The organism is Streptococcus sp. CM6 (genome assembly GCF_000526095.1).
GTDB classification, from domain to species: domain Bacteria; phylum Bacillota; class Bacilli; order Lactobacillales; family Streptococcaceae; genus Streptococcus; species Streptococcus oralis_BW.
Map to the genome: position 1 here is coordinate 1 of NZ_JATS01000016.1, position 13,431 is coordinate 13,431.

Here is a 13,431-nt window from a genome sequence, read left to right on the forward strand (position 1 = left end):
GGTTGAGCGGTTGTTCAGGTTGAACTGGATTCTCAGGTTGAGCTGGCTTTTCAGGCTGAGCAGGTTTCTCAGGTTGAGCAGGTTTTTCAGGCTGAGCAGGCTTTTCCGGTTGCGCCGGTTTCTCAGGCTGAGCAGGCTTTTCGGGCTCAGCAGGCTTTTCCGGTTGAGTAGGTTTCTCAGGTTGAACTGGTTTTTCAGGTTGAGCAGGTTTCTCAGGCTGAGCTGCTTCGAGCTTGCTGATTTGTTCGAGAGCAGTTTCTAGCGCTTGATTGACTGCTTCCTGAGTTTTAGCTTCTTGGATTGCAGCAATGGCTTGGTCAGCAATTGCTAATAATTTCTTCTTAGCTTCCTTGTTGGATCCAAGCTCAGCGACTTTTTTCTCGATAGCTTTTGCCAAGCTGTCCATAGCCTTATCGTACTCAATTTCCGGTTGTTTTGGTTCGGCTGGTTGCTCAGGCTGGTCAGGTTTCTCAGGTTCTTCTGGCTGTTCCGGTTGCTCTGGACTAGGCTCCTCTTGACCTCTTTGATAGTTCTCATCCTTGGATAGGATATCTTGTAGGGCGCTGACTGTCAACATGACTTCTTGAACATCCACTGCATCAGCACTGAGTTGGTTTCTTAATTTTTCTAGATTTGCTTGGAAAGCTTGGCGTGCAGTAGCCGTATTTTTCAAGCCTGCTGAATCAAAGTTGGACAGATCATCTTTCCATTTTGAGATAGACTGGATGATATCTGCCTTGCTGTAGAGTTCGCTACCTTCGCCACGAGTGATAAATTGGTCTACCTGAATACCGATATTTTGAGACAAATCGTTTCGATCAGGATCTAGTTGAAGGGTGACTGCGTGCAAGTTTTCGTCCAGACCTTTTAGGCTAACCAGAGTTTGATTGCCTTGGCGTTGGGCTGCACGACCGCTAAAGTATTTCTTGCCATCAATGGTTGAAGCATTTCCCATGCCATCTTGGTAAGGAACTTCTTTGCCGTCTAGGAAGACTTTGTAGATACCATGATTTGGATCGACATAGCCCTTGATATCAAGTCCAGTACCGTAGAAGTAGGCTGTGACAGTTGTCTTTTTCTTTTGCTCATCAGTTAAGCGGCCAAAGGAAGCCCAAGACTCCGTTTTCTGATACTTGTCTGCCGAATTGGTTTCATGGTGCCAGCCAGGACTGTAATCCAACTGACTAGCTTGGTCATCATAACTTGTTTGGTCCTTGACCAGCAATTCAGCTTTCATCACTTGGATGGTTGCATCGGTAGCGAAACCGAGCAGGGCACCGTCAGTGACAGAAGTGAGTTTGGCTTTGAAGTCAAAGACAGAGTCGGCTTGTTCTGTAAAGTCAATCGTTGGGATGGTCACAGTCTTTTCTGTTTCTCCATCTTTAAAGGTCACATCTTGAGTTGTATCTTGGTAAACTTTACCGTGAACCCCAGTTCCAGGTTCTGTGATAAAGCGAACAGTAGCAGTCCCCTTGCTTCCACCAACACGTTTAATCTTAACAGTGACTGGTTTTCCTTTTTCGACTTCGTAGTTAGTAGACTCGAGTTCAAACATTCCTTTACTATCATTGTTTAGGGTGTAGATTCCTTCTGTAGCAATTGGTTCGCCTGTCTTGTTTACAAGAGTAATAGTATGTTGGCCAGGTGCTAAATCGCCTGTCTCAAAGACTTTTTGGCTGCGTTTACGGCTAGCATTCTTAGTTTGGACATCGGCAACCTTTTGACCATCAACGTAGACGGACATTTCTCCATGACCTGGATCGACCGTAGAGACGACATAGGCCTTGGTTCCTGTGAAGGTATAGCTTACTTTGGCATCTTTTTGATTGGTCCACATAGAAGTGCCACGAACACCTTCAGATTCATTGTACCAAGTTGTTCCGGCTGTATCCGCAGTTGTGTTTGAGTGGTATTCAAGTCCAAGAGGATAGCCATCTGTCTTTTCAATGCTGCTTGGTGTCTTGTAGACTGAGAAGTTGTTCAAGATTGGAGTTGCTTGAGCACCGGTGATGGTCACACGGATTTTTTGTGCTTCTACAGGCTTGCCTTGAACCAAGCGACGGTAACCAACGGTCGAACCTTCGCCGTAAGTCACCCAACGTCCGTTGATTTCGACTTCAATCTTGAAACCAGAGATACGTTGCCCTTTGGCGATGTCTTCCTTGAGTTCAACGACGTCAAAGCGTCTCTTTTGCCCCAAATCGACTGTAAAGCTACCGGTTGTGGCATCATTTGAGAGGGCCCAGCTGGTGTCATCTTTACCGTCTGTGAGGTGGCTTTCTTTGTAAAGGTGGTTTTGACGAGTAGAACTTGCTGTTACGGTGGCACCTTTGGCAAAGTCAGTCGCATACATTTGGTCTAGAGTTGCTTTGAATTCCTTCAAGCGAGCCACATCTGTATCTGCGAATTTTCCTTCTTTATTTGGTGGAATATTGAGAAGGAGTGGCGTTCCACGACCAACAGACTTGAAGTAGATGTCCATCAGCTCTTTGAGTGATTTTGGCTGTTGGTTGTCATGATAGAACCAGCCCGAACGGATCGAAACGTCAGCTTCCCCTACAGAGTACATATCACCATCAGGGTCACCATGGTTGAGGTATTCGTTTTTCACATCGTCTGTGATGTTGGCCCTTTTGACTTTATGCCAGACAGGGTCACCTGCGATACCTCGTTCATTTCCGATCCAGCGAACGCTTGTTGGTTGAGCAGAGAAGATAGCGATATCTCCTTCGGCTTCTTTGATGTATTTGAACCATTCATCAAAGGTATAGGTTACTTTTTGGGCACCGCTACCACGCGCACCGTCCATCCAAACCTCGATAAATTTCCCTTTGTTACCGTATTTCGGATTACCAAGGATTTCTTTCAGTTGGTTGAGATAGTATTGGTTGTATTCCTTTTCGGTTGCAACATGGTATTTTGGATGATTGGCATCCCATGGTGATAGGTAAACACCCATGTTCATGTCGTACTTGCTAGCAGACTTGGAAACTTCTTCGAGAAGGTCACCCTTTCCATCTTTCCATGGGCTAGCAGCTACGGTATGGTTGGTGTATTTAGATGGGTAAGCAACGAATCCGTCGTGGTGTTTAACAACCATAATGGTTCGTTTGAAGCCCGTTTCCTTCAGAGTGCGAATCCACTGGTCAGTATCCAAGTTGGTTGGATTGAAGTATCGAGGGTCTTCTTTCCCATTTCCCCATTCAGAATTGGTATAGGTGTTCATTCCGTAGTGGATGAAGGCTGCCAATTCTTCCTTGTGGTAATCAAGTTGAGCCTTGCTTGGAAGAGGTCCATGGTTGCCAATCTCAGTTTCCTTATCTTCTGGATGAGCGACTGGTGGAGTCGGTGTCGTTGGATTGGCTGTATTAGCGATTGGCTCGTATTCAAAGACGACCTCATTCACCCCTTTTTGCTGGATAGTTGCTTCCAAACTAGCTTTTACTGGACGGAAACCAGTAATGCCTTTTGCATGGAAAGTGTTGACAAAGGAAACATCATACTCTTGGCCGTCATTGTTATCAACTGTCGCTTCCGCTAGTTCAGTAGTGGTTCCTTTTTGACGGTAGTAAACTTTGAAGGAGCCTTTGTTGACTTTATAGATCACCTTGATAACACGTGTACCGGCAGGCGCTTTGCTGACAACATTGTGATCTTCAGCCCAAGTATCTTTTAGCTGTTTATTGACTGCTACGCCATCAATGGATACAATTTCGTATTTGTCTTTATTCTTCTGATAGAAGTCCGTTTTCTCGATTTCTTTTTTGAAATTATAATCAAATGGCGAATCAACAGCTGTCTGTTCGATAAAGGTGTCATTATCTTTGACAGGATTTCCTTCTTCGTCTTCGTGTTGGATAACCACACGACCGTACTCAACTCCCTTGGTCAAGGTAGCAATACCATCTTGGTTAAAGGAATATTCGTTGCTTCCGATCACAGCTTTCTCATTCCGAAGCATACGTCCTTCATCGGTAAAGTAGTAACGATTTCCGTTATCACCTTGGTACCAGCCTTTCACACCATACTTGGCAATCATGTCCTTCACCCATTTCAGTTGTTCAGGTGAAAGGACGAGTCCGCCACCAAAGCGATCCTTTTCAGCGACACCATTGTCAACGGTTCCGTGTTGGTGAACACCCAGAACTTTTCCTTGGCTGTCTACAATTCCGCCACCAGACAAACCAGATACAGAAGTGGTTTTATAGGTAATACCGGTTGTTCCCTTATCATCATAGGACTCAACAGATCGGATGGTCCCATCTGCCTTGTAAAGCTGACCGGCTAGGATAGGTTGTTTCAGTTCTTTTGAGCTCGAGTCAGTTGGGTAACCAATCGTACTGATGGCTTCTCCCGGCTGATGCGTCTTGTGCTCCGCTAAAGGCGCAAAGGTTGCTGCTTTGTTTGGACTAGCAATCGGAAGAGGAATAGGAGCTTCTACAAGAGCAAGGTCGTTCTTATAGCCTTTTCCAAACTCTTTCTTATTCCAGAAATGGATGTCCTTTTCTCTGAATAAAACCGTAGTTCCAGAAGATGGTAGTGAGTTTTTCTTTTCGCTGTTTGAACCAACGTTATAGTAGAACTGGGCAGATTTTCCACCACGAATGTGACCTTCGCCAGTTTCTTTATTGGCCTCTAGGAAGTTATGAGCAACGGTAAGAATCAAATTAGGTGCAACAAAGATACCAGATCCTGAAACGAGGTAGCGTTGCTCCCCTGCGTTGTAAGTGCTGTAAACCATAGTAGCAGCAGTAGCAGGTTGTCCCTCATAGTTGATGTGTTTGAGGTCTTGTCCACCGTTAATAATAGCCCGGTTTCCGTTCTCAGTTTCTTTTGGAACTTCTTCCTTGTCCTTTAGAATGCTCTTAGTTTCTACTTTTGGACTAGCTTTCTGGTCAACGATAGTAGTTGTATCGAGTTCTTTGACAGGTGTGTCTGGATAGGCACGGTCCTGAATGTCTTCAGGGAGCAAGTCAGCACTGTTGGTATCGGCAGCAGGTGTTTCTTGTTTTTCAGCTTCTACACGGTCTTCTTCTTTGACTGGTTCAGCCTTGGTCTCTTCTATATCTGCTACTTGTTTCATTTGCTGATCTAAATTGGATGTCGTGGCAGGAGACATTTCGTCTGCACGCACGGTTCCAGAAGCAAAAAATGCCAGTCCCACGATAACAGAGGCCACACCTACAGTCAACTTCCGAATGCTAAATGTTTGCCCTTTTTCAAAAAGGTATCGATTCATAATATACTCCTAGTTTTTAGAAAGGCAGTCAGCTACTGCCCAAGCCCAAGTCTGACTTGGTTACAACTTGATTTAATGAAAAAACTCTCTGATAATTTGTAAGCCACCTTACCTCCTGTTTATAAAGCGCTTTCATTTTAAGATAAAAAAATTTAAAAGGTCATTTCTCCCTTAAAATGACTGAAAACTTTTAATATAACAAATATACTAAATTAATAAAAGAATTGCAATAGCGAAAAAGCAAAAAATAAGTATAAATTAAAGAAAATCAGTTACTTTTTAAAGAAAAAAAGCATCCTTTCAAGTCTCAAACTAAATGAAAGGACACGTTTTAAAAAGAAATTAGAGGATCTTTTGGAGAGGCTCTTGAATAGTTTTGGGGTCTGTTTTGGAGGAGAAGCGCTCAAGGACTTGCCCATCTCGACCAATGAGAAATTTAGCAAAATTCCATTCGATTCGTTTTCCTAGCGGGCCAGACTTCTGGTCTTTTAGCCAAACATAAAGAGGATCTGCTTCCTTGCCGTTGACCTTGATCTTGGCAAAGCGAGGAAAAGTGGTCTGGTAGTGTAGACTGCAGAAGCTATTGATTTCCTCTGCGCTGCCGGGTGCTTGTCCCATAAACTGATTGCAAGGGAAATCTAGGATTTCAAAGCCCTGATCTTGATAGCGTTCATAGAGTTCTTGAAGTCCCTGGTACTGGGGCGTTAAACCACATCCTGTAGCAGTGTTGACAATCAAGAGAACCTTGCCACGATAGCCCTCCAGGGGAGTTGCTTGGTTGTTTTGGTTCAAAACGGAAAAATCATATATACTGGTCATGAGGGCCTCTTTTCTTTTTCTACATTGTAACAGTTTTTACCCTTTTCGTCGAGTCGGATGGAAGAAGTTGTTGAAAAATAGGCCCCTGATATGATAGAAATCGTTTACAAATAACTTTTAAAATGGTATGATTTAATTAAACCGGTTTACTTAGCTGCTATAAATCTCTAATTTGAGATTTAGTTCCTATTGATTTTACAATATGTTTATTGGAGTGTATACATGCAAACAAAAACAAAGAAACTCATTGTGAGTTTGTCTTCACTTGTTTTATCAGGATTTTTATTAAACCATTATATGACAGTTGGAGCGGAAGAAACGACTACGAATACCATTCAGCAAAGCCAGAAGGAAGTTCAGTATCAGCAAAGGGATGCCAAGAATTTAGTTGAAAATGGTGATTTTAGTCAGACGGAGAACGGAAGCAGTCCTTGGACAGGAAGCAAAGCCCAGGGGTGGTCAGCTTGGGTAGACCAGAAGAATAGTTCTTCAGGTGCCTCAACTCGAGTCATTGAAGCCAAGGATGGGGCTGTCACTATCTCAAGTTCTGAGAAACTAAGGGCAGTGATTCACCGTATGGTCCCTATTGAAGCTAAGAAAAAGTATAAACTGCGTTTCAAGATTAAAACAGATAATAAAGTCGGGATTGCCAAGGTTCGTATCATTGAGGAAAGTGGTAAGGACAAGCAATTGTGGAATTCTGCAACGACGTCAGGAACAAAGGACTGGCAGACTATTGAAGCAGACTATAGCCCGACTTTAGATGTTGATAAAGTCAAGCTGGAGTTATTCTATGAAACGGGAACAGGGACTGTTTCCTTTAAGGATATTGAGCTGGTAGAGGTAGCAGACCAGCCTTCTGAGGATTCTCAAACAGATAAACAGCTTGAGGAAAAGATTGATTTACCAATTGGGAAAAAACATGTTTTTGCTCTTGCGGACTATACTTATAAGGTAGAAAATCCTGACGTTGCTTCAGTCAAAAATGGACTTTTAGAACCTCTTAAGGAAGGGACAACCAATGTCATTGTCAGTAAAGATGGTAAGGAAGTGAAAAAGATTCCTTTGAAGATTCTAGCCTCTGTTAAGGATGCATACACAGACCGTTTGGATGACTGGAATGGCATCATCGCTGGGAATCAATACTATGATTCTAAAAATGAACAGATGGCCAAGTTAAATCAGGAGCTGGAAGGAAAGGTAGCTGATAGCCTATCCAGTATTTCAAGTCAGGCGGACCGCACCTATTTGTGGGAAAAATTTTCAAATTATAAAACGTCTGCGAATCTGACTGCCACTTATCGGAAATTAGAGGAGATGGCCAAGCAAGTGACCAATCCTTCTTCTCGTTATTATCAAGATGAAACCGTCATTCGAACAGTCAGGGATTCCATGGAATGGATGCATAAACATGTCTACAATAGTGAAGAGAGCATTGTTGGGAACTGGTGGGATTATGAAATCGGTACACCTCGTGCCATCAACAACACTTTGTCTCTGATGAAAGAATACTTCTCAGATGAGGAAATAAAAAAATATACAGATGTGATTGAAAAATTTGTGCCAGATCCCGAACATTTCCGAAAGACGACTGATAACCCATTTAAGGCTCTAGGTGGAAACTTAGTGGATATGGGAAGGGTAAAAGTGATAGCTGGTTTACTGCGCAAGGATGACCAAGAAATTTCTTCTACCATTCGTTCGATTGAGCAAGTGTTCAAGTTGGTAGACCAAGGTGAAGGTTTTTATCAGGATGGATCTTATATCGACCACACCAATGTTGCCTATACGGGTGCTTATGGGAATGTCTTGATTGATGGCCTTTCTCAACTGTTGCCAGTCATTCAAAAGACCAAGAGTCCAATTGATAAAGATAAAATGCAAACCATGTACCACTGGATTGATAAATCGTTTGCTCCTTTGCTGGTGAATGGAGAGCTGATGGATATGAGTCGTGGACGCTCTATCAGTCGTGCTAATAGCGAGGGGCATGTGGCCGCGGTAGAAGTACTGAGAGGGATTCATCGGATAGCGGATATGTCTGAAGGAGAAACCAAACAACGTTTGCAGAGCCTTGTAAAGACCATTGTTCAATCGGATAGTTATTATGATGTCTTTAAGAATTTGAAAACTTATAAGGATATCAGTTTGATGCAATCCTTGTTAAGCGATGCAGGAGTCGCAAGTGTTCCAAGAACAAGTTACCTATCTGCCTTTAATAAGATGGATAAAACAGCCATGTACAATGCAGAGAAAGGGTTTGGATTTGGCTTGTCACTCTTTTCCAGTCGTACTTTGAATTACGAACACATGAACAAGGAAAACAAACGTGGTTGGTATACGAGTGATGGGATGTTCTATCTTTACAATGGCGATTTAAGTCACTATAGCGATGGCTACTGGCCAACAGTCAATCCCTATAAGATGCCTGGTACGACAGAGACGGACGCTAAGAGATCGGATAGCGATACAGGTAAAGTTCTACCGTCTGCTTTCGTTGGAACGAGCAAACTAGATGAGGCCAATGCGACAGCAACCATGGATTTCACTAACTGGAATCAAACATTGACTGCTCATAAGAGCTGGTTTATGCTGAAGGATAAGATCGCCTTTTTAGGAAGCAATATCCAAAACACTTCAAAAGATACTGCTGTAACTACAATTGACCAGAGAAAACTGGAATCAAGTAATCCATATAAAGTCTATGTCAATGATAAAGAAGCCTCCCTCACAGAACAAGAAAAGGATTATCCTGAAACCCAAAGTGTCTTTTTAGAATCGTCCGATTCGAAAAAGAATATTGGTTACTTTTTCTTTAAGAAGAGTTCAATCAGTATGAGTAAGGCTGTCCAAAAGGGAGCATGGAAGGATATTAATGAAGGACAGTCAGACAAGGAAGTTGAAAATGAATTTCTTACGATTAGTCAGGCTCATAAGCAAAAAGGAGATTCTTATGGCTATATGCTCATCCCTAACGTGGATCGTGCCACCTTCAATCAAATGGTAAAAGAGTTAGAAAGTAGCCTCATCGAAAATAACGAAACCCTTCAGTCTGTTTATGATGCCAAACAAGGAGTTTGGGGCATTGTGAAATATGATGATTCTGTCTCTACTATTTCCAACCAATTCCAAGTCTTGAAACGTGGAGTCTATACCATTCGAAAAGAAGGGGATAACTATAAGGTTGCCTACTATAATCCTGAAACCCAGGAATCAGCGCCAGATCAGGAAGTCTTTAAAAAGCTAGAACAAGCAGCTCAACCACAAACTCAGGATTCAAAAGAAAAGGAAAAATCTGAAGAAGAAAAGAACCATTCGGATCAAAAGAATCTCCCTCAGACAGGAGAAGGTCAGTCAATCTTAGCAAGTCTAGGGCTCTTGCTACTTGGGGCAGTTTATCTGTTCCGCAGAGGAAAGAACAACTGATATGCTCATCATCTAGATGAATCACATGAAACTGTGGAAAATAGAAAAAATCCGAAGAAGGCCAAATATCTTCGGATTTTTCACTTCATTTTATCTGAGTGTAACATACTGTTGGGCAATCTCACTGATGCGGTCAAAGTCGCCTTGGGAAGCGAGTTTATTGAGTTCGCCACCAATTCCAACGGCGTCTGCACCAGCAGCGAACCATTGAGGGATGTTGTTTAGGCCGACTCCTCCGGTTACCATTACGGAAACTTGTGGGATCGGCGCCTTGACTGCAGAGATATATGATGGACTGAGAGCACTACCTGGGAAGAGTTTGATGATTTCACTACCGGCTTCAAGTGCAGTCGTTATCTCTGTGAGGGTAATACAGCCTGGAATGTACGGTGTGCTGTAGAGATTGCACATTTTTGCAGTTTCAGCATGGAAAGATGGAGAAACAACGTAATTTGCTCCGGCTAGAATGGCATCTCTAGCGGTTACGGCATCAAGCACAGTACCTGCACCGATACAAACACTTTGATCGTCCTGATACAAGTCTACAAGTTCCTTGATGATTTGCCCTGCATACTGATTGGTATAGGCGATTTCAATTGCCTTGATACCGCCCTTGATACAAGCAATCGAGGCTTGTAGTCCCTCTTCCTTTGTATTTCCTCGAATAACAGCGACAATTTTTTGTTTTTTTAGTTCAATAATCGTATCTGATTTGGTCATGTAATTCTCCTAACGAATGATATCTTGTGTATTTGCCAGTAATTTTTCAATACTAGCTGCCGAAGTGGAGAGGTGGTCTCCTGGGAGAGTGCATTTGAGAGTGGAACTGGCAACTGCAAAGTCAATGGTAGTTTTTAGGGAGGAATGATGGAGTAGTTGGTAAAGGGCACCAGATATAAAGGCATCCCCGCTACCAACTCGTTGATAGACTGCAGTTTTTAGTTGGACAGACTCTTCAAATCGTTCTCCCAGAGCATAGGCCTGATAGACATTTTTGTCTTGCTCATCACTAGAGCGGAGGGTATGGAAAATGGCCTTGAAACCATAGGTTTCTTTTAAAAGTCGCATGCGATTTTCCACCTCTTTTAGGCTGGCACTGTCTCTTGGAAACATCTCTAGATTTTGTTCATCAATCATGAGAGGATCAATACCAAAGCAATAATCAGCGAAACGAGCAAACTTAGAAAATTCATACTTAGCTTCTAGGACTGAAATCATCTTTGTTCTCAGATTGAGATCCATTGAAATGATAATCCCTCGGCGCTTGGCTTCTTCCAAGAGTAGGAGAAGGAGCGTACGGACCTCTTGACCGATAGCTACGGTGATTCCACTGAAATGAAAATGGCTAATCCCCTGAAAGAGAGAATCCATATCTAGCATGTTTGGGCGAATCTGGCTGATACTCGTATGTTTGCGGTCGTAGAAAACTTCACTTTGACGACAACCAAAGCCGTTCTCCAAATAGTAGAGGCCGATTCGATCGCCAAGCCGATAGATTGAACTGGTATCGATTTGGTGCTGTTTCAAGAATGTAATAAAACGATCTCCAATCTCGTTGGCAGGGAGTGCGGTAAAGACTTTCGTTGAGATACCCAGGGCTTGCAAATTACAAGCGATATTAATTTCTGATCCGCCAAAATAAGTCGAACTGGCAACATGATCGCCGATACTGGTGGCATCTAATGGTGAGATTCGAATTAATGGTTCGCCAAACAGTAAGATTTTCATCATCCATTAGTTCCTTTCTGGTTTAGAATAGCTTTACTTGGCTAATACTTCTTTCAAATAAGCAGCGACTTCATCATCTTGGCAGTTTTCAAAGAAGTATTCTTGGAAGTATTTGCCAGAGATGGTGTCTTTGAGGAAGTCTTGGTCGATTGTTTTAAGGATGGTTATCAAATCATTGTGGGTGATTTGTTTCACCTCGTTTAAGATACGAGCGTTGCGTTGTTCAGGGATTACACGTTCTCTTGGGTAGCCACCGCCCATTTCTTCAGCAAATAAGCGTTCAAACATCAATTTGAGGGTCAATTCTGCCCCCCAACCAAATCCTTTGGCATAAGGGATAGACAAGGCGTTACCACCATTGATTTGAGAATAAAGGTAAGCGTCAGTTGGGTCCACTGCTAGACCACAGACAACACCAGGGAAGCTGTTTAAAGCAAGCATAGCTCCTACACCCGTACCACAGCCGGTAACAACAAAGTCGACTGCTTTTGTATTTAAAAGGATGGCAGCCATTAAGCCGTTTTGTACGTATGTTAATGGGTTTTCACCTTCTTCTCCACGCATACCATAGTTAAATAATTGGTAGCCTTTTTTATCTGTTGCTTCTTTCAGACTATCGTAAATAATGTGATTCTTGCTAGCTTGACTATTTTCATTGATTAATGCGATTTTCATAAGATCTTCTTTCTATTTTTACTCAGGTTGTTTTCCGATGTAGGCTAAGATACCGCCATCTACATATAGGATGTGGCCATTGACAAAATTGCTGGCATCACTAGCGAGAAAGACAGCAGGGCCCATCAAATCTTCAGGATTTCCCCAACGTGCAGCAGGTGTTTTTGCAATGATGAACTGGTCAAATGGGTGGCGAGAACCATCTTCTTGCAACTCACGAAGAGGTGCTGTTTGAGGAGTGGCAATATAACCCGGTCCAATTCCGTTACATTGGATATTGGCTCCACCGTATTCAGATGCAATGTTGCGGGTCAACATTTTCAAGCCCCCTTTAGCGGCAGCATAAGCGCTAACTGTTTCACGTCCCAGTTCGCTCATCATCGAACAAATATTGATAATCTTTCCATGCCCTTTCTTTATCATAGAAGGAATAACTGCCTTTGAAACGATAAATGGTGCGTTTAAGTCAATATCGATGACCTTACGGAAATCAGCGGCGCTCATTTCGCACATTGGAACTCGGCGGATAATACCAGCATTATTAACGAGGATGTCAATGACACCAACCTCTTGTTCGATTTGCTTGACCATGGCTTGGATACCGTTCTCGTCTGTCACGTCACAGACATATCCATAGGCTTCGATGCCAACTTCACGATAAGCTTCAATCCCTTTATTGACCAGGTCTTGATTGATATCGTTAAAGACAATAGTAGCGCCGGCCTCAGCGTAGGATTTGGCAATAGCAAATCCAATTCCATAAGAAGCGCCGGTGATGAGAGCAATTTTTCCTTTTAAAGAAAACTGCTCAATTGAGAATGATGTATTTGTCATTTGATACTTCCTTTCAAATTTGTTAAGACTTCTCTATAACCAAATTATATTCTAGTAAACCGGTTTTGTCAATAATTAAATATTTTTATTTCCAAAAATCTTTGTTTCCCTAAAAAAACGGAAGATTTTGAAATTCCTGTCTATTATAATGGTTAAATAAGCAATGAAAGCGCTAATATTTTTTTTAAAAAAACTATTGACAAGATAAAAATAAAGGGTTACAATGGGAAATGTAAAGTAAACCGGTAAACTCAAACAAGAAAGGAGAAAAGATGAAAATTGTACTTGTAGGGCATGGACATTTTGCCACAGGGATTTATAGTTCTTTACAATTGATTGCAGGCAATCAAGAAAATGTGGAGGCGATTGACTTTGTGGAAGGAATGTCAGCAGATGAACTCAAGCAAAAAATCTTACTTGCAATTTCAAATGAAGAAGAAGTTTTAATCCTAAGTGACCTCTTGGGAGGATCGCCATTCAAGGTTTCTTCTACTATAATGGGAGAAAATCCAGCTAAAATAATGAATGTTCTCTCGGGTTTGAACTTAGCCATGTTAATGGAAGCAGTCTTTGCTAGAATGGCTCATAGCTTTGATGAGGTTGTTAATAAATCAGTAGCGGCGGCCCAGAGCGGAGTCGTAAATGGTAAAGAATTGTTTTCAACGGATGCAGAGGCAGAGGAAGAAGATTTCGAATCGGGTATTTAAAGG

The 13,431-nt window shown here is 42.3% G+C and carries 8 protein-coding genes; 2 read left to right on the forward strand and 6 right to left on the reverse strand.

Annotated features, from left to right (window positions below; all coding sequences use genetic code 11):
* Window positions 1–5,239 (reverse strand): alpha-L-fucosidase (locus tag HMPREF1516_RS04470; RefSeq protein WP_033605890.1); only part of this gene is annotated, 5,239 nt, incomplete at its 3' end.
* 342 nt (window positions 5,240–5,581) lie between these two features.
* Window positions 5,582–6,058 (reverse strand): glutathione peroxidase, encoded by a 477-nt coding sequence (locus HMPREF1516_RS04475; RefSeq protein ID WP_033585815.1) that lies wholly within the window; start codon window positions 6,056–6,058, stop codon window positions 5,582–5,584.
* Window positions 6,059–6,280: 222 nt separating this feature from the next.
* On the opposite strand from HMPREF1516_RS04475, the gene HMPREF1516_RS04480 reads away from it, so the two are divergent.
* Window positions 6,281–9,484: an LPXTG-anchored hyaluronate lyase gene (locus HMPREF1516_RS04480; RefSeq protein WP_033585816.1), complete on the forward strand. Its 3,204-nt coding sequence runs from the start codon at window positions 6,281–6,283 to the stop codon at window positions 9,482–9,484.
* Between the two features lie 90 nt (window positions 9,485–9,574).
* Here the strand turns inward: HMPREF1516_RS04480 and HMPREF1516_RS04485 are convergent, their stop codons facing one another.
* The 4 genes from HMPREF1516_RS04485 to HMPREF1516_RS04500 are packed head-to-tail and all read right to left on the reverse strand — an operon-like array spanning window position 9,575 to window position 12,721.
* A complete protein-coding gene (locus HMPREF1516_RS04485) occupies window positions 9,575–10,204 on the reverse strand; it encodes a bifunctional 4-hydroxy-2-oxoglutarate aldolase/2-dehydro-3-deoxy-phosphogluconate aldolase (protein ID WP_000167290.1) in 630 nt (209 codons plus the stop codon).
* Window positions 10,205–10,213: 9 nt separating this feature from the next.
* Window positions 10,214–11,215 carry a sugar kinase gene (locus tag HMPREF1516_RS04490; protein WP_033605891.1) on the reverse strand — a complete coding sequence of 334 codons (1,002 nt, stop codon included), beginning with the start codon at window positions 11,213–11,215 and terminating at the stop codon, window positions 10,214–10,216.
* Between the two features lie 30 nt (window positions 11,216–11,245).
* Window positions 11,246–11,887, reverse strand: coding sequence for an RpiB/LacA/LacB family sugar-phosphate isomerase (locus HMPREF1516_RS04495; RefSeq protein ID WP_000684780.1), 642 nt, complete (start codon window positions 11,885–11,887; stop codon window positions 11,246–11,248).
* Between the two features lie 18 nt (window positions 11,888–11,905).
* Window positions 11,906–12,721 carry a gluconate 5-dehydrogenase gene (locus HMPREF1516_RS04500; protein WP_033585818.1) on the reverse strand — a complete coding sequence of 272 codons (816 nt, stop codon included), beginning with the start codon at window positions 12,719–12,721 and terminating at the stop codon, window positions 11,906–11,908.
* Between the two features lie 272 nt (window positions 12,722–12,993).
* On the opposite strand from HMPREF1516_RS04500, the gene HMPREF1516_RS04505 reads away from it, so the two are divergent.
* Entirely contained in the window at window positions 12,994–13,428 is a 435-nt protein-coding gene (locus tag HMPREF1516_RS04505) for a PTS sugar transporter subunit IIA (protein ID WP_033585819.1), read from the forward strand.
* Window positions 13,429–13,431 lie beyond the last annotated feature (3 nt).

Bases quoted from the DNA above. Each gene is read 5' to 3' on its own strand.
- HMPREF1516_RS04475 (WP_033585815.1), bottom strand. From the start codon at position 6,058: ATGACCAGTATATATGATTTTTCCGTTTTGAACCAAAACAACCAAGCA.
- HMPREF1516_RS04480 (WP_033585816.1), top strand. From the start codon at position 6,281: ATGCAAACAAAAACAAAGAAACTCATTGTGAGTTTGTCTTCACTTGTT.
- HMPREF1516_RS04485 (WP_000167290.1), bottom strand. From the start codon at position 10,204: ATGACCAAATCAGATACGATTATTGAACTAAAAAAACAAAAAATTGTC.
- HMPREF1516_RS04490 (WP_033605891.1), bottom strand. From the start codon at position 11,215: ATGATGAAAATCTTACTGTTTGGCGAACCATTAATTCGAATCTCACCA.
- HMPREF1516_RS04495 (WP_000684780.1), bottom strand. From the start codon at position 11,887: ATGAAAATCGCATTAATCAATGAAAATAGTCAAGCTAGCAAGAATCAC.
- HMPREF1516_RS04500 (WP_033585818.1), bottom strand. From the start codon at position 12,721: ATGACAAATACATCATTCTCAATTGAGCAGTTTTCTTTAAAAGGAAAA.
- HMPREF1516_RS04505 (WP_033585819.1), top strand. From the start codon at position 12,994: ATGAAAATTGTACTTGTAGGGCATGGACATTTTGCCACAGGGATTTAT.